The sequence below is a fragment of the Enterobacter sp. Li2LvB3 genome, from assembly GCF_056156645.1.
Genome location: NZ_JBSICG010000021.1, coordinates 76163 through 99081 on the forward strand (window position 1 = coordinate 76163; position 22919 = coordinate 99081).

General features: G+C 58.7%; 18 protein-coding genes. 8 read left to right on the forward strand and 10 right to left on the reverse strand.

What is annotated here, in order from left to right:
• Positions 1-44 precede the first annotated feature (44 nt).
• Positions 45-2150, reverse strand: a complete 2106-nt coding sequence (gene cstA / locus ACS603_RS17280; protein WP_446492391.1) for a pyruvate/proton symporter CstA — start codon at positions 2148-2150, stop codon at positions 45-47.
• A gap of 267 nt (positions 2151-2417) precedes the next feature.
• Here cstA and ACS603_RS17285 point away from each other — a divergent pair, with 267 nt between their 5' ends.
• From ACS603_RS17285 to ACS603_RS17295, 3 genes are read left to right on the forward strand one after another with little or no spacing between them, the layout of a single operon-like run.
• Complete coding sequence (locus tag ACS603_RS17285; RefSeq protein ID WP_182059978.1) at positions 2418-3140, forward strand: nucleoside recognition domain-containing protein; 723 nt, start codon at positions 2418-2420, stop codon at positions 3138-3140.
• Positions 3137-3601, forward strand: coding sequence for a YjiG family protein (locus ACS603_RS17290; protein WP_182059977.1), 465 nt, complete (start codon positions 3137-3139; stop codon positions 3599-3601). Before ACS603_RS17285 ends, ACS603_RS17290 begins: the two co-directional genes overlap by 4 nt.
• Before the next feature lie 13 nt (positions 3602-3614).
• Positions 3615-4727: a M20 family metallopeptidase gene (locus ACS603_RS17295; protein WP_315688095.1), complete on the forward strand. Its 1113-nt coding sequence runs from the start codon at positions 3615-3617 to the stop codon at positions 4725-4727.
• 39 nt (positions 4728-4766) lie between these two features.
• Here ACS603_RS17295 and entH read toward each other — a convergent pair whose 3' ends face one another.
• The 5 genes from entH to entC are packed head-to-tail and all read right to left on the reverse strand — an operon-like array spanning position 4767 to position 9596.
• Positions 4767-5180 (reverse strand): proofreading thioesterase EntH, encoded by a 414-nt coding sequence (gene entH / locus ACS603_RS17300; RefSeq protein WP_182059975.1) that lies wholly within the window; start codon positions 5178-5180, stop codon positions 4767-4769.
• Entirely contained in the window at positions 5180-5935 is a 756-nt protein-coding gene (gene entA, locus ACS603_RS17305; RefSeq protein WP_182059974.1) for a 2,3-dihydro-2,3-dihydroxybenzoate dehydrogenase EntA, read from the reverse strand. Before entA ends, entH begins: the two co-directional genes overlap by 1 nt.
• Positions 5935-6789: an isochorismatase gene (locus ACS603_RS17310; protein ID WP_182059973.1), complete on the reverse strand. Its 855-nt coding sequence runs from the start codon at positions 6787-6789 to the stop codon at positions 5935-5937. Before ACS603_RS17310 ends, entA begins: the two co-directional genes overlap by 1 nt.
• 11 nt (positions 6790-6800) lie before the next feature.
• A complete protein-coding gene (gene entE / locus ACS603_RS17315; RefSeq protein WP_474944627.1) occupies positions 6801-8411 on the reverse strand; it encodes a (2,3-dihydroxybenzoyl)adenylate synthase EntE in 1611 nt (536 codons plus the stop codon).
• A gap of 9 nt (positions 8412-8420) precedes the next feature.
• Positions 8421-9596 (reverse strand): isochorismate synthase EntC, encoded by a 1176-nt coding sequence (entC, locus tag ACS603_RS17320; protein ID WP_315688092.1) that lies wholly within the window; start codon positions 9594-9596, stop codon positions 8421-8423.
• Positions 9597-9783: 187 nt separating this feature from the next.
• Between entC and fepB the strand changes: the two genes are divergently transcribed.
• The gene (gene fepB / locus ACS603_RS17325) at positions 9784-10743 is read left to right on the forward strand and encodes a Fe2+-enterobactin ABC transporter substrate-binding protein (protein WP_315688091.1); all 960 of its coding nucleotides are present in this window, start codon (positions 9784-9786) and stop codon (positions 10741-10743) included.
• Positions 10744-10804: 61 nt separating this feature from the next.
• On the opposite strand, the gene entS is transcribed toward fepB, so the two are convergent.
• Positions 10805-12058 carry an enterobactin transporter EntS gene (entS, locus tag ACS603_RS17330; RefSeq protein WP_474944628.1) on the reverse strand — a complete coding sequence of 418 codons (1254 nt, stop codon included), beginning with the start codon at positions 12056-12058 and terminating at the stop codon, positions 10805-10807.
• Positions 12059-12170: 112 nt separating this feature from the next.
• On the opposite strand from entS, the gene fepD reads away from it, so the two are divergent.
• Genes fepD through fepC form a run of 3 tightly spaced genes read left to right on the forward strand, consistent with a single transcriptional unit; the run spans position 12171 to position 14955 of the window.
• The gene (fepD, locus tag ACS603_RS17335; protein ID WP_474944629.1) at positions 12171-13175 is read left to right on the forward strand and encodes a Fe(3+)-siderophore ABC transporter permease; all 1005 of its coding nucleotides are present in this window, start codon (positions 12171-12173) and stop codon (positions 13173-13175) included.
• Complete coding sequence (fepG, locus tag ACS603_RS17340; protein WP_315688682.1) at positions 13175-14164, forward strand: iron-enterobactin ABC transporter permease; 990 nt, start codon at positions 13175-13177, stop codon at positions 14162-14164. The genes fepD and fepG overlap by 1 nt, the downstream gene beginning before the upstream one ends.
• On the forward strand, positions 14161-14955 hold the full coding sequence (fepC, locus tag ACS603_RS17345; protein ID WP_474944630.1) for an iron-enterobactin ABC transporter ATP-binding protein: 795 nt from the start codon (positions 14161-14163) through the stop codon (positions 14953-14955). Before fepG ends, fepC begins: the two co-directional genes overlap by 4 nt.
• A gap of 59 nt (positions 14956-15014) precedes the next feature.
• Here fepC and entF read toward each other — a convergent pair whose 3' ends face one another.
• From entF to fes, 3 genes are read right to left on the reverse strand one after another with little or no spacing between them, the layout of a single operon-like run.
• Complete coding sequence (gene entF / locus ACS603_RS17350) at positions 15015-18875, reverse strand: enterobactin non-ribosomal peptide synthetase EntF (RefSeq protein WP_474944631.1); 3861 nt, start codon at positions 18873-18875, stop codon at positions 15015-15017.
• On the reverse strand, positions 18872-19084 hold the full coding sequence (locus ACS603_RS17355) for an MbtH family protein (protein WP_182059965.1): 213 nt from the start codon (positions 19082-19084) through the stop codon (positions 18872-18874). The genes entF and ACS603_RS17355 overlap by 4 nt, the downstream gene beginning before the upstream one ends.
• Positions 19085-19094: 10 nt before the next feature.
• Positions 19095-20342 (reverse strand): enterochelin esterase, encoded by a 1248-nt coding sequence (gene fes / locus ACS603_RS17360; protein ID WP_474944632.1) that lies wholly within the window; start codon positions 20340-20342, stop codon positions 19095-19097.
• A 207-nt stretch (positions 20343-20549) separates the two neighbouring features.
• Between fes and ACS603_RS17365 the strand changes: the two genes are divergently transcribed.
• The gene (locus tag ACS603_RS17365; RefSeq protein WP_182059963.1) at positions 20550-22799 is read left to right on the forward strand and encodes a TonB-dependent siderophore receptor; all 2250 of its coding nucleotides are present in this window, start codon (positions 20550-20552) and stop codon (positions 22797-22799) included.
• The last annotated feature ends 120 nt before the right edge of the window (positions 22800-22919 follow it).

Below are 22919 nucleotides of genomic sequence, written 5' to 3' on the forward strand. Positions count from 1 at the left end.
GGGAATGTAGGCCGGGTAAGCGCGAGCGCCACCCGGCACAAAAGTTAATGCGCCCCTTTCGCCTGGGTCACAATCTCTTCCAGGTTTTCAGGCATTGGCTCATACGGTGTCTCTTTCGCTGTTGGCTTGTCTTCTTTCAGCGCCGCCAGCGCGGTTTTGAGAGAATACAACGCCAGCACCACGACCACCACCATAAAGAAGATGGTCAGCCCGGCATCCAGACGGTTGTTAAACACCAGTTGCGACAGCTGTGATTCCGTATACTGCACCGGGATCTTACCGCTGTCGATCATTGCCTGGAACTTGTTAGCTATCGCCAGGAAGCCCACTTTGTTATCCGGGCTGAAGGCTTTCTGCCAGCCAGCGGTCAGCGTACAGATCAGCAGCCACGCGGTTGGCAGCAATGCTACCCAGGCGTAACGCTGGCGTTTCATCTTGAACAGCACCACCGCACAGAGCATCAGCGCCATCCCGGCGAGCATCTGGTTGGCAATACCGAACAGCGGCCACAGGGTGTTAATCCCGCCCAGAGGATCCACCACGCCCTGATGCAGGAAGTAACCCCACGCCAGGACACACAGCGCCGTTGCCAGCAGGTTGGCCGGTAACGAATCAGTCCGCTTCAGGTTCGGTGAGATAACGCCCAGCAGATCCTGCAACATAAAGCGCGCCGCACGTGTACCTGCGTCTACCGCCGTCAGGATAAACAGGGCTTCAAACAGAATGGCGAAGTGATACCAGAATGACACATCCATCAGCCCGCCAAGCGCACCGTGCAGAATGTACGCCATCCCTACCGCCAGCGTAGGCGCACCACCCGCGCGTGAAATAATCGACTGCTCGCCCACCTCATTAGCAATACTGGTCAGGGTATCCGGCGTAATGGCAAAGCCCCAGCCGCTCACCACCTGTGCGGCAGATGCCACCACGTCTACGGTTCCGGCTGGTGCCAGTACCGCCATCGGGCTGTTCATCGCAAAGTACACACCGGGGTCGATAATGCAGGCAGACACCAGCGCCATGATCGCCACGAAGGATTCCATCAGCATCCCGCCATAACCAATCAGGCAGGCCTGATTTTCATTGGCGAGCATTTTCGGTGTGGTACCAGAGGCAATCAGCGCATGGAAGCCTGACACCGCACCGCAGGCGATGGTAATAAACAGGAACGGGAACAGGTTGCCGGTCCAGACCGGGCCAGTACCGTCAATAAATTTAGTCAACGCAGGCATGGTCAGCGTTGGGCGCATAATCAGAATGCCGATAGCCAGCCCAACAATGGTGCCGATTTTCAGGAAGGTGGAGAGATAATCACGCGGGGCCAGCAGCAGCCACACAGGCAGAACCGCCGCGACAAAGCCGTAGCCCACCAGCATCCAGGTCAGCTGCACACCGGTAAAATCGAAGAACGGTGCCCAGGTCGGGCTTTCCGCCACCCAGCCGCCAGAGATAATGGCGAACACCAGGAACACCAGGCCAATCACCGAGACCTCGCCAATACGCCCCGGACGCAGATAGCGGATATAAATACCCATAAACAGCGCCAGCGGAATGGTAAAGGCGACGGTGTACGTCCCCCACGGGCTGTGGGTCAGCGCTTTCACCACGATCATTGCCAGCACCGCCAGAATGATCACCATAATCATAAAGGTCGCCACCAGCGCAATCACACCGGCGGTTGCGCCCATCTCCTCTTTCACCAGTTCACCCAGCGAACGCCCGTCGCGGCGGGTAGAGACGAACAGCACCATAAAGTCCTGCACCGCCCCTGCCAGCACCACGCCTGCCAGGATCCAGATCATCCCCGGCAGATACCCCATCTGGGCGGCCAGCACAGGCCCCACCAGCGGGCCTGCCCCGGCAATAGCGGCAAAGTGGTGGCCGAACAACACTTTCTTATCGGTGGGAACATAGTCCAGCCCGTCGTTATGACGAACGGCAGGCGTCATGCGCGTGGCATCAACCGCCAGCACATTTTTAGCGATAAAGCGGCCATAAAAACGATACGCGATCAGATAAATGCAGACGGAGGCGACAACTATCCAGAGCGCATTGATCTGTTCCCCCCGGTTGAGGGCGATATAGCCCAGGGCAAATGCTCCCACAACGGAGAGCACTGCCCATGTAAGGTATTTCCCTGAGTTGTTCATAGTGGTTGTCCGTTGTTGTGAAACAGTGGGATGTTACATTTTGTTTCTAGAACAACGCCCAAAATTTAACAACTTTGAAACGCAATAATGTGTGGTCAAACCAGACATTTACATCACATTGTTAAGCCGATCACTTTCGCACTGTCAGCGGTCACACTTTTGCCTTTTTCCTCCTGCCACCGCCTTACGGGATGATTTGTATCATCTTTTCAGGTCATAGCCTCGCCAGAATGAACCTGCGCATTCCGCGCATACAAGGAAAAGGATATGAACAGTTCAATACCTCAGGATCACAAGGTTGGGCCCGGCGCGTACTTTGCGCTGGCTTTCGCTGCCGTTTTCTTCTCCGGCCTGTTAGGCGGAAAGGAGTGGTACGGCGTTTTTGATTTCACCACCCTCAACGGGGCGTTTGGCAAGGTGGTCAGCAAGGCCAGCCTGGACGATGGCACCCTGACGACCGCCAGTAGCGCCTTTCGCGGCACCGGCGGCAGCGGCGCGATGGACGGATTTCTGTTCGCGCTGGGGTTAATTCCGGCAGTGATGTTTGCCCTGGGGATGATCAACGTGCTGGAACATTACGGCGCGCTGCGTGCCGCACGCAAGCTCTTAACGCCCCTGCTGCGACCTTTACTGGGTATCCCCGGCACTACCGGGCTGGCGCTGATTGGCAGCCTGCAAAGTACAGACGTGGGCGCATCCCTGACCCGCAACCTGTCCGATGAAGGACAAATAAGCGAAAAAGAAAAAGACGTTTTTGCCATGTTCCAGTTCTCCGCCGGGGCAATGATTACCAACTTTTTCTCCTCCGGGGCAATCCTTTTTACGCTGATTGCCGTTGATGGTACGGCGGCGGTCCCGACCTCCATCGGTGCCTGTATCGCCGTGATGTTCATCATGAAGATTGTCGGCGCAAATCTGCTGCGCCTGATCCTGACGTTTACGGGCAAAGAAGCCCTGGTGAAACAACCGGCAAAAGGAGACGCCGTATGAGTGCCCCACAATCCAACCCCGTTATTACCGATGTATTTGTCGAAGGCGCACGTAAAGGCTGGAGCATCGCCACCAGCAGCACCCTGCCCAACGTAGTGATGGCCTTTATCATCATTAAGGCGCTTGAAATCACCGGCGCGCTAAAAGGACTGGGCATGGTCTTCGCTCCGCTGATGGGTCTTTTTGGTCTGCCGGGTGAAGCAGCAGCCGTGCTGATTGGCGGCTGGATGTCGATGGGCGGTGGGATCGGCGTGGCCATTGGCTTGTTTGATAAAGGCATTATCAGCGGGGAGCATCTGGCAATCCTCGCCCCCGCTATCTACCTGATGGGATCGCAGGTGCAGTATCTTGGCCGCATTCTGGGGGTCATCGGCACCCGCGCCAAACGTATTCCGCTGATGATTGCCATTTCGGTCATTAACGCTTTTTTAGCCATGCTGCTGATGCGCATTATTCTCTGAACAGGACATCATCATGAATCTGGATCATTACATTGAAGAACTGAAAACACTGGTAAACGTAGACTGCGGCACCCAGACCCTTACAGGCGTTGCGACGGTTGCAGGTATTATCGAAGCACTCTGGCAGCAGGAAGGCTGGCACACCGAACAGGTGGATTTAGGCGACCAGGTTGGACCGGGTGTATTCGTGACCAATAAACCCCTGGCGGCGCAGTTCGACGTACTGCTGGTCGGCCATCTTGATACCGTGTTTGCGCCCGGCACCGTCGCCGAGCGCCCGATGAGCGAGGACGATTCCCGCCTGTACGGCCCCGGCGTGTCGGATATGAAGAGCGGGCTTCTGAATATTTTGTGGGCAATGCGCGGGCTTGATGCCGCTGACCACGATCGCCTGTCCATCGCCGTGGCGATGAACCCGGATGAAGAGACCGGTTCGGTGCATTCTCACCAGTGGATTGGCGAGCTGGCAAAACGTTCTCGCTGCGTGCTGGTATGCGAAGCCGCACGCGCCGACGGATCGCTGGTCAAAGCACGCAAGGGAATGGCGGGCTATCACCTCACCTTTAGCGGCGTGGCGGCACACGCGGGTAACGACCCGGAAAAAGGCCGCTCAGCGATTACGGCGCTGGCAAACAGCGTTATCGCCATCAACGCGTTGACCGACTGGGATCGTGGAACCACGCTCAACGTCGGGGTGATCCACGGCGGCAGCGCAGCGAACGTGGTTGCGGATACAACCGTCGCTGAACTCGATGTTCGATTCTGGGAAAACGATGAGTATGACCGTGTGAATCAGGCGCTTAACGCATTATGTGAAAAAGGCTTTTTAGATGGGGTGACGACCACCCTGACACAGGTCAATCACAAGCCGGCGATGGCAACCAGCGAAGCGACGCAGGCACTGATGCAACAAGTGGAAGCAGCAGGAAAAGCGGAAGGCATTGCCATCACCTGGCAGGCGGTCGGTGGCGGCAGCGATGCCAATCACACCGCTGCACTGGGTATTCCAACGCTCGACGGCTTAGGGCCGGTTGGCGCAGGGTTCCACAGCCCGGCGGAGTGGCTGGATAAGGCATCGATTGCACCAAGAATTCGGCTGATGAAGCGGATCGTGTCGATGATGTAACACGTGCCCGGTGGCGCTTTCGCTTACCGGGCAACAACGCTAACCCAGCACCATGGTACTCAACCGACAGGTACAGCAGCGCCGTCCCTGCTCGTCGAACACCACAATCTCCCAGCTCTGGCTGGAACGCCCCAGATGCAGCGGCTGGCACATGCCGCGCACCTTGCCCTGAGACACCGCGCGATGATGCGTGGCATTCAGTTCTGTGCCTACCACGTTCTGTCCGTCGCGGGTCATCAGAAAACCGGCCATTGAGCCAAGCGTTTCGGCCAGTGCGGCAGACGCCCCGCCGTGCAGCAACCCGAACGGCTGATGCGTGCGCACATCCACCGGCATTTCGGCCTCCAGCGTGTCGTCACCGATTTTGGTATAGACAATGCCCAGATGCGCCACCATGGTGTTCTGGCTGGTCGCGTTCAGCGCGTCGAGAGATAAATGACGTTTCCAGATCATTACGCCCCCAGCGTGGAGCCGCCGTCCACCACAATATCCTGCAAGGTGATATGGCTGGCGTAGTCGGATGCCAGGAACAGAATGGTGTTGGCAATCTCCTGCGGACGGGCGATTTTACCCAGCGGGATACCAAGCTTAAACTGCTCGCCAAAACCGCGAATACGCTGCTGTTCTGCATCGTCACTTTTCCACAGCGTGCGCTGCATATCGGTATCGGTTGAACCCGGCGACACCAGATTACAGCGCACGCCGCTCCCCGCCAGCTCCAGCCCGACGGTGAGTGCCAGGCTTTTCAGCGCCGCTTTGGACGCGCCATAGGCGCTCATGCCGATACGCGGTGTGTGCGCCGCGTCAGACGCGACGGTAACCATCACCCCGCCCTGCTGACGGCGGAACTGGCCCATTGTCTGCTGAAACAGGTTAAACGCCCCACCAACGTTCACCGCGAAGGTCTGTTGCCAGTCCTCCTGCGAGAGCTGGTCCGTTGCGCCCATACGCAGGATCCCGGCGGCATTGACCAGCACGTCGAGGCGATCAACAGAGGCGAGCACTCGCCCGCACACCTCACTCACCTGCGCGGAGTCCGCCACGTTCAGGGTTTCAGTAGCAAAGGGATAATCCCCCAGCGGAAACGCCACATCGAACCCGATCACCTGCGCACCTGCGCCGGTAAATGCCAGGGCCGTTGCGTAACCAATGCCCTTACCTGCCCCCGTCACCCAGACGGTTTTGCCGGTAAAATCGAATCCAACCATTACTTCACCTCGCGGGAGAGCAGCGCCCACCAGGCATCGAAGGTTGGGTTTTTCGCCAGCATCACAAAGTCGATATCGCCATGCACTTTGCGCCAGCGTGCGGCCAGCGCCATCATGCGCACCGAATCCAGACCGTAGTCGATCAGGTTTTCGTCATCCATCGGCTCATCGGACTCATCCAGCAGCGGCAGGATCAGCTCACGCAGCGCGGCTTTGGTTGCCGGAACGGATGGCAGCAGCTCGTCGGTCATCACCACGCGGCCGGAACGCCCTGCCACGTAGTTCAGCGACATCAGGTGTTCTTCACGGGTGAAATCGGCCAGCGCGTCGGCAATAAAGAACGGTTTGATATCACGCATAAATGCATCGGTGGCGGTGGTCATGCAGCCGATATGCGCGTAAACCCCGGTGATCAGCAGCTGATTACGGCCGGTTTCTTTCAGCATCAATTCCAGCGGCGAGCGGTGGAATGCGCTGTAACGCCATTTCACCAGCACGGTGTCGGCTTCATCTGGCGTCAGTTCAGCCACAATACGCTGCTGCTCCGGTGAACGGGTCAGACCCGGCCCCCACATGTCGTTCAGCAGGGCACGATCTTCATCGCTCTGTTCTTTCGGCTGGGCGGTGTAGTAAACCGGAATGTTGTGTTCTTTGCAGTAAGCGCGAATTTTGGCGATGTTCGCCACCACCTGCGCCATCATCGGGCTGTTTTCGCCCCAGAAGTTCAGAAAATACTCCTGCATGTCGTGGATTAACAGCGCAGCACGCTCTGGCTCAAACGCCCAGTTCACTTTGTTGTTCGGCAGGTCTGCGGCAGTGGGCAGTGCGTAAGCGGTTAATTTTGGAATGGCCATGTTCTTGTTCCTCAGCCCTGGGCGCGTTCAGCAAGCCACAGGCGCAACTGTTTCTTATCGACTTTGCCGACGGGCGTTAACGGAAGCGCATCAACGCTCTCCACACGGTCCGGCAGTTTGAATTCGGCAACGCCCTGTTCGCGCAGGAAGCGACGCACTTCGACCGCACGCAGCGGCTGTTTCACCACCAGACAGGCGCAGCTTTTCTCACCCAGCAGGTCGTCTTCCACGCTCACCAGTGCCGCGTGGATCACCGACGCGTGGCGCAGCAGCAGGTTTTCGATCTCTTCTGCGGCGATCTTCTCGCCACCACGGTTGATCTGATCTTTCTCGCGCCCCTGCACGGTGATGTAACCCTGCTCGTCAATGGCGATCAGATCGCCGGAGCAGTAAAAACCGTTGGCATCAAAGGCGCTGGCGTTGTGCGCCGGGCTGTTGAAATAGCCACGGAAGGTATATGGCCCACGCGTCATCAGCCGCCCCACTTCGCCTCGAGGCAGTGGGTTGCCGTGCTCATCGGCTACCCACACTTCGTCATCCGGGCACATCGGGCGGCCCTGAGTGTTCATGATCCGTTCCGGGGAATCGTCGAGTGCGGTGTAGTTCACCAGCCCTTCCGCCATACCAAATACCTGCTGGAGCTGGCAGCCAATCTCTGCCGGAATTCGCGCGGCAAGTGTTGCAGAGAGTCGTGCGCCCCCCACCTGTAACAGCTTCAGCGACCGCAGCTGTGCGTTGCCCGCGCCTTCAACAATTGCCTGTAACCACAGGCTGACCGCAGGCGGCACCAGCGAGGTCACGTTAATCTGGTGTTTTTCAATCAACGGGAAACAGAGCGTGGCGCTTGGATCGTTCGCCAGCACCACGCAGCCGCCTGCCGTAAAGATGCCAAGCGATCCCGGCGAGCTCATGGCATAGTTATGCGCCGCAGGCAGCGCGTTCAGATAACGGGTGTCTGCGGTAATGCCGCAAATCTCGTTACTGCGACGAATGCTGTAGTCGTAATCGTTGTGGGTACGCGGGATCAGTTTCGGCGTGCCGGTGCTTCCGCCAGAAAGCTGGAAGAAAGCCACTTCGTCGGCAGGGGTCGGGTTCGGGATGAAATTATCCGCCGGACGTGCAATCGCCGCCTCCAGCGCGTGCTCGCCGTTATCGCCACGCAGCAACACCACGCGCACCGAGCGGTGCTCATTCACAAATGCGGTGAGGAACTCATCGCCGGCAAACAGCGCGTGGTCACGATCGGCAATCAGCAATGCCGGTTTGATCTGCATCGCGTAGGCATTCAGCTCGCTGCGCTGATGGCTAAAGAGCGCGTTAACGGGCGCAACACCCGCCTGCAACAGCGCAAAGAAGGTGATGTAAAACTCAGCCACATTCCCCAGTTGCACCAGCGCGGTATCGCCGCGTTTCAGCCCCCGGGACTGTAACGCGCTGGCAAGGTTATCCACCGCCTCATTCAACTGGCGGTAGGTATAACGGCGCTCACCGTCGATGATGGCCACCGCGTCATTATTGGCGTGGCGGGTCAGAATGCGGGTCAGAGGCAGATCCTGCCAGTAGCCTTTTTCACGATAGCGGCGGGCGAACTCGTCCGGCCAACGGGTAAAGGGGACAGTCATAATTGTTCCTTAGTGCAAACCAAAAACGTTCAGCATGGTGGAGAGCTTCACTCCGGTTTCACGCCATTCGCCCACCGGTGATGAGGCAGGAACAATGCCCGCCCCGGCAAACAGGCGAACGGTCTTGTCGTGAATGCGTGCGCAGCGGATGGTCACCACCCACTCGCCGTTGCCTTCGCTGTCACACCAGCCCACGATGCCGCCAAACAGTTGGCGGTCGAACGGCTCCAGCTCCGCGATCAGCTGTTTTGCCGCCTGATGCGGGAAACCACTTAATGCAGGCGTCGGGTGCAGCAAACACGCCAGCGTCAGTGCGTTTTCGTTTTCACGCGCTTCCCCTTCCACCGGCGTGGCCAGATGCCACAGCGTCGGGGTCGTGATGAGCTGCGGAGATGCCGGCATACTCAGATGGTGGCTGCGTGGCATCAGAATGGTTTTCATCGCCTGGGTCACCAGGTCGTGCTCGTGGCGGTCTTTTTCCGAGGCCAGCAGCTTGTTACCTGCTTCTCTGTCCAGCACATCATCTGGCTGACGACGCGCCGAACCTGCCAGCGGCAGCGAGCTAAAGTGCGCGCCGTCTTTGCGCAGCAGCAGTTCAGGGCTCGCGCCCAGCAACACGCCGCCATCTTCCAGCGGGACGTGGAAGTTAAAGCTGGCCGGGTTCTGCGCAATGAGCCGTTCCAGCAACGCGCCGCTGTCAATTTTCTCTTCGGTTGAGATATCAATCAGTCGAGACAGCACCACTTTGTTCACCTGTGGCGTGGCGGTCAGCGTAGCCGCGCGCGCAACCATCTGTTCAAAGACCGGCTGCTGTGGAATTTCAGTGCGGGTGTTTACTGTCAGGGCCTGAGCGTCAGAGAAATAACGGGAAGACTGCTGACGCGCCGGGCGAGAGAAGGTCTGCCAGCTTTGCGGAATAAACAGGGACGACGGTTCGCGCGTATCAAACGGGATAGCCCCCACCATGATCGGGTGAGCAATTCCGCTGGTTTTCGCTTTCTGGAAAGCCTGGGCGACTTTTTGCTGGAAGGCACCTGCCGGATCATCACCGCCGACGGCGGATTCAGATATGCGGGTAAAACAGCCTGACGTGGTAAAACTGCGATAAGGCGACATAAAGAAAAAGCTGTCTGATTGCAGCGTGGTCGCGGTGTGCTGGATGTCCTCAGCCAATGACGTATCCATATCATCCTCCTTAAAATGATAAAAGCAGTAATAATGATTATCATTTATATTTCGATGGCTAACCTAATCGTACAACGCCCCGGTGTCAACCGCGGAGCAAACAACTTGTGCGACTATCGCTTGCATCCCTTCGCTGCAATCATGAAAATGAGAAGCATTAACCTCAATAAAAACAGGATGTGACGTTGTGAAACTCCCTGCCGTTTACCGTAATGCCCTTCTTTTAACAGGACTTTTTGTTTTAGGACTTACCTCAGCCACCGCCGCCGACTGGCCACGCCAGGTGACCGACAGCCACGGCATTCACACGCTTGAAAGCAAACCCACCCGCATTGTTTCAACCAGCGTGACCCTGACCGGCTCTCTGCTGGCGATTGATGCGCCGGTCATCGCCAGCGGTGCGACCACGCCAAATAATCGGGTGGCGGATGCCCAGGGTTTTTTGCGTCAGTGGGGGGATATCGCGAAACAGCGTAAGCTCACGCGTTTGTATATTGGCGAGCCAAGCGCCGAAGCCGTTGCCGCTCAGATGCCGGACCTGATCCTGATTAGCGCCACGGGCGGTGATTCTGCCCTCGCCCTCTATGAACAGCTTTCTGCCATCGCGCCAACGCTTGTCATCAACTACGACGACAAAAGCTGGCAGGAACTGCTGACACAACTCGGCACCATTACCGGGCAGGAAAAACAGGCTGCGGCCCGCATTGCGGAATTTGATAAACAGCTCGCCCTGGTGAAACAGCAGATGAGGCTACCGCCGCAGCCGGTGAATGCCATTGTCTATACCGCCGCCGCGCACAGCGCAAACCTGTGGACGGCTGAATCGGCGCAGGGCAAGTTGCTGCATCAACTGGGCTTTGCCCTTGCACAATTGCCTGCCGGATTGCAGACCTCAAAAAGTCAGGGCAAGCGCCACGACATCATTCAGTTAGGCGGTGAAAATCTGGCAACCGGGCTGAACGGCGAAGGCCTGTTCCTGTTTGCCGGTGACCAGAAAGATGTGGACGCGATTTATGCCAATCCGCTTCTGGCGCATTTGCCAGCGGTGCAGAATAAACGCGTCTGGGCACTAGGCACGGAGACGTTCCGTCTGGATTATTACAGCGCGATGTTAGTCTTGCAGCGTTTGAATTCAATTTTCAAATAAGAGGCACGTTCCCCGTAGGCCCGGTAAGCGCAGTACCACCGGGCGTTTTGTCGGGTGGCGGCTACGCCTTACCCGACCTACAGGATCCATCCCCCTCCTGCCTGAACCGGCGCAATTCTGCTAATCCCATTAACAGGATCCCGCCAACAACAGCCAACACAAACCCGCTGCTGCTCGCCGATGCCATCGGGGTCATCATTGCGCCAAGCCCGCCGAGGATCGCCGCGCCAATGGCATCACCCGTGACGTTCTGCGCCGTCCACAGGCCGTTAATCCGCCCCAGCATCCCTTCCGGGGTTTGCGTCTGGATAAGGGTGTACTGCAACAGCGAGCTGACAGCACTCAACCAGCCAAAGATAACCAGACACATCACGCCCAGCGCCCACACCGGCATCAGGCTGAAGAAGCCAATTGCGATAAACGAAGCCAGTGTTGCCACCAGCATAATCAGCCCCGGGCGCGCGCTCTGCGCCAGGTTACCACTGGTCAGTGCGCCAAACGCCGCACCCAGCGGGATAGCCGCATACAACACGCCAATCTCGGAGGCACTCATCTGCCACTCGCCTGCCAGCGCCGGGTAGAGCACGCGCACGGCGCTCGCCATCGTCAGCAAACCGCCCAGCAGGGCGATACCGCCAATCAGCGGATTGCTGAACAGAAAACGGATCGCTGCCATCAGTGATTTCAGCGGGTGCTCACGCTGCTGTGGTGGAGGCGGCAGAACCGGTAAACGCAGCAACGTTAAGGTGGTGATAAACGTCCCTGCCGCCGCCAGGCCGTAGTTCCACGCCACGTTGCCCGTTGCCAGCAGCAGGCCCCCCACCATCGGCGAAATCACCGAGCCCAGACGCACGGTCAACATGGTGATCGCCCCCGCCTGCATCAGGTTTTCACGCCCGACCAGCGCAGGCGTTGCCGCCAGCAGAGCCGTCACCCCGATGGAGGCAAAAAAGCCGTCCCACAGCCCCAGCGCGTAAATCGCAATCAGCGACGGCTCCGGCAGCATGGCATTCAGACACAACCCGATAAACCCCACCCCACAGGTACCGCGCGCCAGCAGGATCAGTTTTTTACGCTCGTAACGGTCTGCCAGCACTCCGCCGACCATCAGGCCAATAAACATCGCCCCGCCGGTTAAGGTGACGGAAAGCCCCACCAGCCAGCTGGAGTGCGTCATCGCCTGGATTTGTACCGGCACGGCCACGCCGAGCAGGCCGAGGGATAAAATAGAGATAAAACGGGCGATAAAGACGGCGCGAAACGCCGGATGTGTTTTGAGCAGGCTGAGGTTGAGCAGCCAGGATTTTTGGGTCATTACAAGGCCTTGTCTGGTTTCTTTTATACCAATTCCATGGCGGCACATGCTAACATAGCCAAATAAGATAGATAACGATAATTACTATCATTATCAAATCATGGACGTTGCTATGTCGTTTTCCTCTTCCGCGGTGCGCGCCATTGCCGTGCCCGTTTTATTGCTGCTGTTGATCCTTGCGATTGCACTCAGTTTGCTGGTTGGCGCGAAATCGCTGCCGGCTTCCGTTATTGTCGATGCGCTCTCTGGCACCTGTCAGAGTGCCGACTGCACCATCGTGCTGGATGCTCGCCTGCCCCGAACTCTTGCCGGATTGCTGGCCGGTGGCGCGCTGGGTCTTGCCGGGGCACTGATGCAAACGCTCACCCGTAATCCACTGGCCGACCCGGGCATTCTGGGCGTTAACTCCGGCGCGAGTTTTGCCATCGTGCTTGGCGCAGCGCTGTTTGGTTTAACGTCGCCCTCTGAACAACTGGTGATGGCTTTTTGCGGCGCACTGGCGGCATCACTGGTGGTGGCGTTTACCGGCAGCCAGGGCGGAGGGCAGCTCAGCCCGGTACGGTTGACGCTGGCGGGCGTTGCCCTTGCGGCGGTGCTGGAAGGGTTAACCAGCGGCATCGCCCTGCTGAACCCGGACGTTTACGATCAGCTGCGTTTCTGGCAGGCCGGTTCGCTGGATATCCGCACGCTTGAGACCCTGAAGGCCGTCATCATCCCGGTGATGCTTGCTGCCGCCGTGGCGCTGTTGTTGAGCCGCTCGCTCAATAGCCTGAGTCTTGGCAGCGACACCGCCACCGCTCTCGGCAACCGGGTAGCACGCACGCAATTAATTGGACTTCTCGCGATCACCGTACTGTGCGGCAGCGCAACGGCAGTGGTTGGCCCGATTGCCTTTATCGGCCTGATGATGCCGCATATGGCACGCTGGCTGGTGGGCGCCGATCACCGCTGGTCGCTACCCGTCACGCTGCTTGCCACCCCTGCCCTGCTGTTATTTGCCGATGTTGTGGGTCGCCTTTTGGTTCCCGGCGAGCTGCGCGTGTCGGTGGTGAGCGCGTTTATTGGCGCGCCGGTGCTGATTTTCCTGGTACGGCGTAAACGTGGAGGTGGCGCATGATGGCCCCGTCCCGTCGTTTACTCACCAGCGTGTTCCTGCTGACTCTCGCCAGCGTGTTGCTGGCGATCTGGAGCCTGCGCAGCGGCGCAGTGACGCTCGATTTTACCCAGGTCTTTAACGCCCTGACCGGCAGCGCACCGCGCAATATCACCATGGTGGTCACCGAATGGCGGCTACCGCGCGTCGCGATGGCCATTCTGGTGGGGGCGGCGCTGGGCGTCAGCGGGGCCATTTTCCAGTCACTGATGCGCAACCCGCTCGGCAGCCCGGACGTGATGGGCCTCAATACCGGTGCCTGGAGTGGCGTACTGGTGGCGATGGTGCTGTTTGGTCAACACCTGACGGCCATTACCTTTACCGCGATGGCCGGGGGCATTTTGACGTCGTTGGTTATCTGGGCGCTGGCCTGGCGTAACGGCATCGACACTTTCCGTTTGATCATCATCGGGATTGGCGTGCGCGCCATGCTGATGGCCTTCAACACCTGGCTGTTATTGCAGGCCTCTCTGGAAACGGCGCTTTCCGCAGGGCTGTGGTATGCCGGCTCGCTGAACGGCCTGACATGGGCCAAAACCTGGCCTGCCGCACCGCTGATCCTGCTGATGTTTATCGGCGCGCTGCTACTGGTTCGCCGTATGCGTTTACTGGAGATGGGTGACGACAGCGCGTGCGCGCTGGGTGTCAGCGTCGAGCGTTCACGTCTGATGCTGATGCTGGTGGCCGTGCTGCTGACCGCTGCCGCCACCGCCATCGCCGGGCCAATTTCATTTATTGCGCTGGTTGCGCCACATATTGCCCGGCGTCTTTCCGGCACCGCACGCTGGGGGTTAACCCAGGCCGCACTGTGCGGTTCGCTGCTGTTGCTGGCCGCCGATCTGTGCGCTCAGCAGCTGTTTATGCCTTACCAACTTCCGGTGGGCGTGGTGACTGTCAGCCTGGGCGGTATTTACCTCATCATCTTGTTAGTTCAGGAGTCACGCAAGAAATGACAGAGACAGCAACCCGCTTGCGCGGCGACAACTTAACCCTCGGCTACGGTAAAAAAATCATTGCTAAAGATTTGACCGTGGCGATCCCGGATGGCCATTTTACGGCGATTATCGGGCCGAACGGCTGCGGTAAATCGACCCTGCTACGAACGCTGAGCCGCCTGATGACGCCGGTTCACGGCAGCGTGTACCTTGATGGTGAGCAGATCCAGAACTTTGCCAGTAAAGAGGTGGCCAGGCGCATCGGGCTGCTGGCGCAAAATGCCACCACGCCGGGGGATATCACGGTGCTGGAGCTGGTGGCGCGCGGGCGTTATCCCCATCAGCCGCTGTTCACCCGCTGGCGCAAAGAGGATGACGACGCGGTGAACCGCGCCATGCAGGCGACGGGCATTACTGAACTCGCTCAGCAAAGTGTGGATACCCTTTCCGGCGGGCAGCGCCAGCGCGCGTGGATAGCCATGGTGCTGGCCCAGGAAACGTCGATTATGCTGCTGGATGAGCCAACGACCTGGCTTGATATCAGCCACCAGATTGATCTTCTGGAGTTGTTAAGCGAGCTGAATCGCACGCAGGGTTATACCCTGGCGGCGGTGCTGCATGATTTAAATCAGGCCTGCCGTTACGCCACGCACCTGATTGCACTGCGGGATGGCGAGATTGTGGCGCAGGGCGCGCCGAAAGAGATTGTGACGCCGGAGCTTATCGAGCGGATCTACGGAATGCGCTGCATGATTATTGCAGATCCTGTGGCGGGTACGCCGCTGGTGGTGCCGTTGGGGCGGCGGTAAACGCCGGGTGGCGGCTTCGCCTTACCCGACCTACATTGTGCTCCCAACGGGCATTCGCACTATCCCAATATATCCTTCAACACCGGCCCAATCTTCTCAAACGCCTGCGGTGAAATGATATCCACGTGGGCGCAATCCTGGCTGTAAACCTCAAGTTCCCCCACCCACGGCGCCCATGCCTGATGCGGGTCCTGGGTTCGCGTGCGCTCGGCGACAAACAGCGTCGCTTTGCCGTCAAAGCGTGAACTGTGCGCCGTGGTCAGCAAGCGCACTGCATCGGCGTAGTTGCCTTCAATGGCGGTAAACAGTTCACTGGAACCCTGCCCCTGCTGCGCGGCAATAAACGCCTGACGCTCGCGCTCAATTTCCGCCAGCACTGCCGGGTCAAGACCGTTGGCCTCTTTTTCCGCCCAGTTTTGCGTTTCCGGTGGCCAGGTGTCCAGCAGGCCGAGGAAGTCGACCGTTTCACCCTGCTCACGCAGACGCGCGGCAACCCCCTGCGCCAGCGTGCCGCCCAGCGAATAGCCCAGCAAATAGTACGGCCCGTGCGGCTGCTGCGCGCGCAGTGTCGCCAGATGATGCCCAATCACGCCATCCAGATCGGCGCACTGCTGCATCGGCCCGTCCGGACGCGGGGACTGAATGCCTGTTATCGACCAGCGCGGGCTGAGGTAGCGCGCCAGCACGCTAAACTGCCAGGCAAATCCGGATGCCGGATGGAAACAGAACAGCGTCGGGCCGTGGCTTTCACGCAGCGGCAACAGGGTTTCACACCCCAGACGCTGTGCCTGTTCATCGCTCATCTGCGACTCAAGCAAACCGCTAAGCTTGCTGACCGTCGAGGCCACCATAATCTGCCCCGGCGTCACCTTGCGCCCGAACGCGCGGCTAAGCTGTGCCGCCAGGCGCATCGCCAGCAGCGAGTGCCCGCCAAGCGCAAAGAAGTCGGCTTCAGTATCATTCACCTCGCAGCCCAGCAAGGTGGAAAACGCCTGCGCCACGGCCACTTCGGTTTTGCTTTCCGGCACACGGCCAGAGGTTTTGCTGGTCAGCTCCGGTAACGGCAGCGCCTTGCGGTCGAGCTTACCGTTGGCCGAGAGCGGCAGCGCGCTGATTTGCAGCAACACCACCGGCACCATATGCGGCGGCAACTGTGCTTTCAACGCGACCAGCAGCGCCTCCCTGTCCAGCGGTAAACCGGATTCTGAAACGATGTACCCCACCAGCTGACGGGCATCACCACCGGTTGCCGCCGCCTGGTTAAACACACATGCGTGCGCCACGGCCTGCGCCACGTCCGGCAGCGAGAGCATCGCCCGGTCGATTTCACCCAGTTCGATACGCTGACCACGAATTTTCAGCTGATCGTCGCTGCGACCCAAATATTCCACCGCGCCGTTATCCAGCCAGCGGGCAACATCCCCGGTGCGATACATACGCTCGCCCGGCGCAAACGGGTCGGCAATAAAGCGGCTCGCCGTCAGATCCGGACGCCCCAGATAGCCCTGCGCCAGCTGGATCCCGGTAAGATACAGATCGCCCGCCACGCCAAACGGCACCGGGCGCATCATCGCATCCAGAATGCGCAGCCCCGTATTCCACACCGGGAAACCAATCGGCACGCTGTTGCCGTCAACCGCCGCCAGCTCAGGACCAAACGCCGGATACCAGCTCACGTCCACTGCCGCTTCCGTTGGGCCATACAGGTTATGTAGCGGCACACGGGTAAGCTGTTCCCACTCGCGGCACAGTTCGGCTGGCAGCGCTTCCCCGCTACAGAACACCTGTTTCAGCGTTTTGCAGCAGTCGGCATTTTCCGGCGTCAGCGAGGCCACAAATGCCGCCAGCATCGACGGCACAAAGTGAGTCGTGGTGACGCTGTAATGGGCGAAGAAACTCTGCATAGCCTGCGGATCGCGATGCGCCTCTGGCTCGGCCATCACCAGCTTCGCGCCAGCGATAAACGGCCACCAGAATTCCCACACCGACACGTCAAAGCTGCACGGCGTTTTTTGTGCCACCACATCACGCGCGTCCAGCGGATAGTGATCCTGCATCCACATCAGGCGGTTGACGATGGCGGTATGCCCGACCATCACCCCTTTCGGGCGGCCAGTGGAGCCGGAGGTAAAGATGATATACGCGGTCTGTTCCGGCTTCGCCAGGTTGAGCGGTTCGTGGCCCGCAACAGGTAATAGTGTGTTGTAACTAAAGGACGTTATTGGCAGATCGCTAAAGCGCGGAAGCTGCTCGTCGGTGGTGATAAGCAAAGACGGTTTCGCATCTTCCAGCATCATCCGCAGGCGGTCATCCGGGTAGCCGGTGTCCAGCGGCAACCAGGCGGCACCTGCTTCCACAATGCCGTGCAGCGCCAGAGTCAGGAACACCGAGCGCGGCAAGGCCACCGCCACGCTGTCGCCCGGCTTCACGCCGCGTTCACGCAGCAGGTTTGCCAGCGCCACCACCTGCTCGCGCATCTGGCGGTAGTTCAGCTCGATATGGGCATCCGCCAGGGCGGGCGCATCCGGCATTTTGCTCGCCTGTTCGGCCACCAACCGGGCAAGCGTGGCAGAGGGCAATGCCAGCCCGGTGTCATTGATGCGTGCAAGCTGCTGATATTCTGCTTCAGAGACGGTTTCCACTTCACCACAGCGCAGGTCCGGGTTGGCGGCAAACTGGGTCAGCATCGCGTTCAGGCGCGCCACGTGGCGTGTGAGCGTTGCCTCGCCGTAGCGCTGCTTATTGGCAAGGATCTCAATGCTCAGCCCACCCTGTTCATCCGGGAACAGCGCCAGCTCCAGATCGTTCACCGGCCCCGTTGCCAGCGTGTGAGTTGTGGACTCAACGTTGTCGATATCCAGCTGATAATCAAATACTTTGACGTTGAGCACCGGGCCAAACAGGGCGTCATCCCCCGCCGCACGCCCGCTGTCGCGGACAATCTGTTCGGCGTCATAACGCTGATGGCGGCGCATCTTTTTCAGCTGATTTGCAAGGCGCTGCGCCAGCTCCGGCAGGCTTTCCTGCGGGGCGATATTGACCGCCATCGGCAAGACGTTAAGTACCGGGCCAGTTGCGGTGAGCGCCGCCGAACCCATGCGGCGCATAAAGATAAACCCGGCGGCGTAGTCCAGCCGCCCGGTCAAGCGCCCAAGCCACAGCGCCACCAGCGCGAGCGCCAGATCGGTACGCTGCACCTGCCCTGCTGCCTGTGCCAGCTGGCTAAAGGCGCGGCTATCGGCAACCACTTTTAACCGCAGAATGTCGGTAGTGGCTGCACGCCCCGGCAACGGCGCGGAAGAAAGCGACACCGGAGAAGGGAGCTGCTTACGCTGCTCTGCCCAGAATGCGCCATCGCGCTGATACGCCTCGCTGTCGCGATAGCGCTGGTACTCATCCACCACCTCAGCAAACGGTGTAAAGGGTGATACTGGCGGGGTTTCGCCCTTTCTCAATGACGTATAAATGGCAGCGATCTGGCGGGTAATGGCCGGGAAACTGAAGCCATCCACCACTAAGTGATGATAACGCTGATACCAGTACCAGTGACGTTCACCGACCTGAATCAGCTGATGAAACGCCAGCGGCTGACCGCTGTCCACGCGCAGGTTCTGGTTAAGATCGGCCTCCATCAGCGCCACGGCTGCGGCGTGAGAACCGGCCTTTACGATCGACGGCTCAGGCAGCGACATGGCATCGTCTACCCACTGCCACACCTCGCCGTTATCTTCTGTAAAGCGCGTGCGTAATGTGTCGGCCTGCATCATGCCTGCGACTATCGCTTTTGCCAGCAATGGCGCATCAATATCGCCTTTCAGCTCGGTGTAATGCGCCACACTCCAGGCGTTCGGCAACGTGGAAAGTTGCTCTGCCATCCAGATCCCCGGCTGTGCAGCGACGAGGGGAAGATGTTTGCTCATGGGCGCTCTCCCGCAAAATGGGAAGGCGTAAGCGTATGCCAGTGTTCTGCCAGCCACTGCTGGCACGCTTCCTGGGATTGCGGTTCGCACACCACACGCCAGCCGGCAGGCAGTGCGCACTGTTGCGGCCACAGGCTGAATTCCGCCTGGTCGTTACACAAAATGGCGAACTGTCCCTGCGGATTATCGAAAGGATTACTGAATTCCATACAGACTCCGTTATTGAATAAGCGGCTGCCAGAGCGTCATCAGCCCCTGTGTCAGCCCACCGCGCCAGCAAAGCGCATCATGTCCGCCGTCAACCTGACGCCAGTAAACCTGCTGCTGTGTGTGTTGTAGCTCGGCGTAAATCGCCTGATTTGCGCGGAAGATAAGCGGTTCGTTGCGCCCGGCCTCAAGGACAATGCGCAGCCCGCGTGCGGTTTTTTCACCCGCTTTAAGTTGTTCGATAAGCAGCCCGTCCTGCTGCGCACCACGGTGCGGCCACCAGTAGGAGCCAGACTGGCTGAGCACGCAGCCAAAACGCTGCGGCCAGTTAAGACCAGCATAAAGAGAAGAGAGCCCGCCAAAGCTTTGCCCTGCCACGACCGTGCAGTCGGCGCGATCGCTGAATGGCGCGGTGGTTTTTACCAGCGGGAGAAGTTCTTCCTGCATCGCCAGCCAGAAATCGGGGTTACAGGGCAGCTCAACGCTGCGGTGAGCGGTGTCGATAACATCGATCAGGAGATAGACCGCAGGCGGCAATTTGCGCTCAGCCGTCAGTGACGCCAGTGCTGGCCATACGGGCAGGCTTTCGGCCCAGAACTGCCCGTCGAGCAACACCGCCAGCGGGCTGTCCGGGCTGGCATCACCAGTGGTAAAAATCCACACGCGGCGACGGTTGCGCAGCCGCTCGCTGTTCCATTCGATGCAGACCGGCTGCCGGTAAGAGGTATCAGGGCGATCCCAGCCAGGCTGAACCGGTGCTTCAGGCATTTCCAGCGCCGATACCGGATGTCCGCGCCCACCTCGCCAGCTCTGCGGATTCAGCGGATCGCACACCGCGTTGGGCAGCAGCTTGCGCCAGCCTTCACGCAGCGCCATGCGGTCGGGCTGCTCACCGTGAAATACCGTATCGGCAAAATCATGTTGGTTCTCAGAAGGGATAAAACAGTAGCTGCCGCGCCACTGCGGGCTGAACTCGCCCTGCCATTGCCAGACGTCGGTTCCGGGAAGGCGTTCGAGAGATTGCGGGCGGGCATTCTGATGGTGATCGGTAACGCCGGTGATATAGAGCCAGACGCGCTTCACCGCCGAAGATGCCTGTGTTCCTGCCGGGTCACGCCACCAGAATGTGACGCGATACCTCCCCTTGTCACGCACCCATTCAGGGCCGTTTTTTGACTGCCACCAGGCATCACTTCCCGTTGTTAACGCCGTCACGCTTTTAACCTCATGTTTATCGTGTCTTTTTTTGTTACAAGACAAAATTTATTGATAATATTATTGATAACTATTTGCATTTGCAATAGCGTAGTGCCCGCGCTGTGGGAAGCGCGCTCATAAAATAAACATGCCACGCATTGTGTGCGCTCGAGGACAGGGCTGCTTACGCAAATGCGGGTGACAACATGCCGCCTCCTCTCCCTTTCGGGAACGGAGCCAGGGGATGCGGCGCGAAAAGCAGGACGTACAATGAATAAGAAGATTCACTCCCTGGCCTTGCTGGTCAACTTAGGGATTTACGGCGTCGCGCTGCCAGCCCTGGCAGACGACAAAACCACCACCGCGCAGCACGAAGACACGATGGTGATCACCGCCGCTGAGCAGAACCTGCAAGCGCCTGGCGTATCGACCATTACGGCCGATCAAATCCGTAAAAATCCTCCCGCCCGCGACGTTGCCGAAATCATCCGTACTATGCCTGGTGTTAACCTGACCGGTAACTCCACCAGCGGCCAGCGCGGTAACAACCGTCAGATTGATATCCGTGGTATGGGCCCTGAGAACACCCTGATCCTGATCGATGGTAAGCCGGTTACCAGCCGTAACTCCATCCGTCTGGGCTGGCGTGGCGAGCGTGATACCCGTGGCGATACCGGCTGGGTTCCACCGGAAATGATCGAGCGTATCGACGTTATCCGTGGCCCGGCGGCAGCGCGTTACGGTAACGGTGCGGCAGGTGGTGTGGTAAACATCATCACTAAGAATTTCGACAACCAGTGGCATGGTTCCTGGAACACCTACCTGAATGCGCCAGAACATAAGGACGAAGGTTCGACCAAGCGTACCAACTTCAGCCTGAGCGGCCCGCTGGGCGGCGATTTCAGCTTCCGTATGTACGGTAACCTGGATAAAACCCAGGCCGATGCGCGGGATATCAACCAGGGTCATGAATCTGAACGTACCGGTGCTTATGCCGACACGCTGCCAGCAGGCCGTGAAGGGGTAGAAAACAAAGACATCAACGGCGTGGTGCGTTGGGACTTTGCGCCAATGCAGTCCCTGGAGTTTGAAGCGGGCTACAGCCGCCAGAACAACCTCTACGCGGGCGACACGCAGAACACCAACAACGACAACAGCTCCAACGGCCTGGTGAAGAAAAACTACGGTAAAGAGACTAACCGTATTTACCGCCAGAACTTTGCCGTGAGCTGGAACGGCGGCTGGGATAATGGCATCACCACCAGCAACTGGGCGCAGTACGAGCACACCCGTAACTCCCGTCTGGGCGAAGGGCTGGCAGGTGGTCTGGAAGGCTTGTTCAACAGCAATAAGTTCACCGACACCGACCTGTCTGACGTGATGCTGCACAGTGAAATCAACCTGCCGATTGATTTCCTGGTCAACCAGAACCTGACCCTGGGTACTGAGTGGAACCAGCAGCGGATGAAAGATTCCACCTCTAACACCCAGACTCAGCAAGGCGGTACGATCCCGGGCATGAGCAACGATCGTAGCCCATATTCATCGGCTGAGATCTTCTCCCTGTTCGCGGAAAACAACATGGAGCTGACCGACAGCACCATGCTGACCCCGGCGCTGCGTTTCGATCATCACACCATTGTGGGCAACAACTGGAGCCCGTCCCTGAACCTGTCGCAAGGCCTGGGCGATGATTTCACCCTGAAGATGGGTATTGCGCGTGCTTATAAAGCGCCAAGCCTGTACCAGACGAACCCGAACTACCTGTTGTACAGCAAAGGCCAGGGTTGCTATGCAAGCTCTGACGGCGTGGGCTGTTACATGATGGGTAACGACGACCTGAAAGCTGAAACCAGCATCAACAAAGAGATTGGTCTGGAGTGGAAACACAACGGCTGGCAGGCGGGTGTGACCTGGTTCCGCAACGACTACCGCGACAAGATTGAAGCGGGTTATGCGCCAATTGGCCATACCTCTTCCGGTAAAGTTCAGACCGATATCTACCAGTGGGAAAACGTTCCGAAAGCCGTGGTAGAAGGTCTGGAAGGCTCACTGAACGTACCGGTAAGCGATACGATCAACTGGACCAACAACATTACCTATATGCTGCAAAGCAAGAACAAGGAGACGGGCGATCGTCTGTCGATCATCCCAGAGTACACGCTGAACTCTACCCTGAGCTGGCAGGTACAAGAGGATGTGTCGCTGCAATCGACCTTCACCTGGTACGGCAAGCAGCAGCCGAAGAAATACAACTACAAAGGTCAGCCTGTTACCGGCTCTGAGAAAGATGAAGTCAGCCCGTACAGCATTGTTGGCCTGAGTGCGACCTGGGATGTGACCAAAAACGTCAGCCTGACTGGCGGCGTGGATAACGTCTTTGACAAGCGTCAGTGGCGTGCGGGTAATGCCCAGACCACGGGTAACACCACGACGGGTGCATATATGTACGGTGCGGGTGCGTACACGTATAATGAACCTGGCCGTACCTGGTATATGAGTGTAAATACGCACTTCTAAGCAAGGTAAAAGCAAAACGGCAACCTCGGTTGCCGTTTTTTGTGTTTGCTAAGCGATGACATTACGCCATTGAAATAAAAGACTTACAGCGGCTCCATGGTCCGGCTGAAAATCGCCGAA

Bases quoted from the DNA above. Each gene is read 5' to 3' on its own strand.
- cstA (WP_446492391.1), bottom strand. From the start codon at position 2,150: ATGAACAACTCAGGGAAATACCTTACATGGGCAGTGCTCTCCGTTGTG.
- ACS603_RS17285 (WP_182059978.1), top strand. From the start codon at position 2,418: ATGAACAGTTCAATACCTCAGGATCACAAGGTTGGGCCCGGCGCGTAC.
- ACS603_RS17290 (WP_182059977.1), top strand. From the start codon at position 3,137: ATGAGTGCCCCACAATCCAACCCCGTTATTACCGATGTATTTGTCGAA.
- ACS603_RS17295 (WP_315688095.1), top strand. From the start codon at position 3,615: ATGAATCTGGATCATTACATTGAAGAACTGAAAACACTGGTAAACGTA.
- entH (WP_182059975.1), bottom strand. From the start codon at position 5,180: ATGATCTGGAAACGTCATTTATCTCTCGACGCGCTGAACGCGACCAGC.
- entA (WP_182059974.1), bottom strand. From the start codon at position 5,935: ATGGTTGGATTCGATTTTACCGGCAAAACCGTCTGGGTGACGGGGGCA.
- ACS603_RS17310 (WP_182059973.1), bottom strand. From the start codon at position 6,789: ATGGCCATTCCAAAATTAACCGCTTACGCACTGCCCACTGCCGCAGAC.
- entE (WP_474944627.1), bottom strand. From the start codon at position 8,411: ATGACTGTCCCCTTTACCCGTTGGCCGGACGAGTTCGCCCGCCGCTAT.
- entC (WP_315688092.1), bottom strand. From the start codon at position 9,596: ATGGATACGTCATTGGCTGAGGACATCCAGCACACCGCGACCACGCTG.
- entS (WP_474944628.1), bottom strand. From the start codon at position 12,058: ATGACCCAAAAATCCTGGCTGCTCAACCTCAGCCTGCTCAAAACACAT.
- fepD (WP_474944629.1), top strand. From the start codon at position 12,171: ATGTCGTTTTCCTCTTCCGCGGTGCGCGCCATTGCCGTGCCCGTTTTA.
- fepG (WP_315688682.1), top strand. From the start codon at position 13,175: ATGGCCCCGTCCCGTCGTTTACTCACCAGCGTGTTCCTGCTGACTCTC.
- fepC (WP_474944630.1), top strand. From the start codon at position 14,161: ATGACAGAGACAGCAACCCGCTTGCGCGGCGACAACTTAACCCTCGGC.
- entF (WP_474944631.1), bottom strand. From the start codon at position 18,875: ATGAGCAAACATCTTCCCCTCGTCGCTGCACAGCCGGGGATCTGGATG.
- ACS603_RS17355 (WP_182059965.1), bottom strand. From the start codon at position 19,084: ATGGAATTCAGTAATCCTTTCGATAATCCGCAGGGACAGTTCGCCATT.
- ACS603_RS17365 (WP_182059963.1), top strand. From the start codon at position 20,550: ATGAATAAGAAGATTCACTCCCTGGCCTTGCTGGTCAACTTAGGGATT.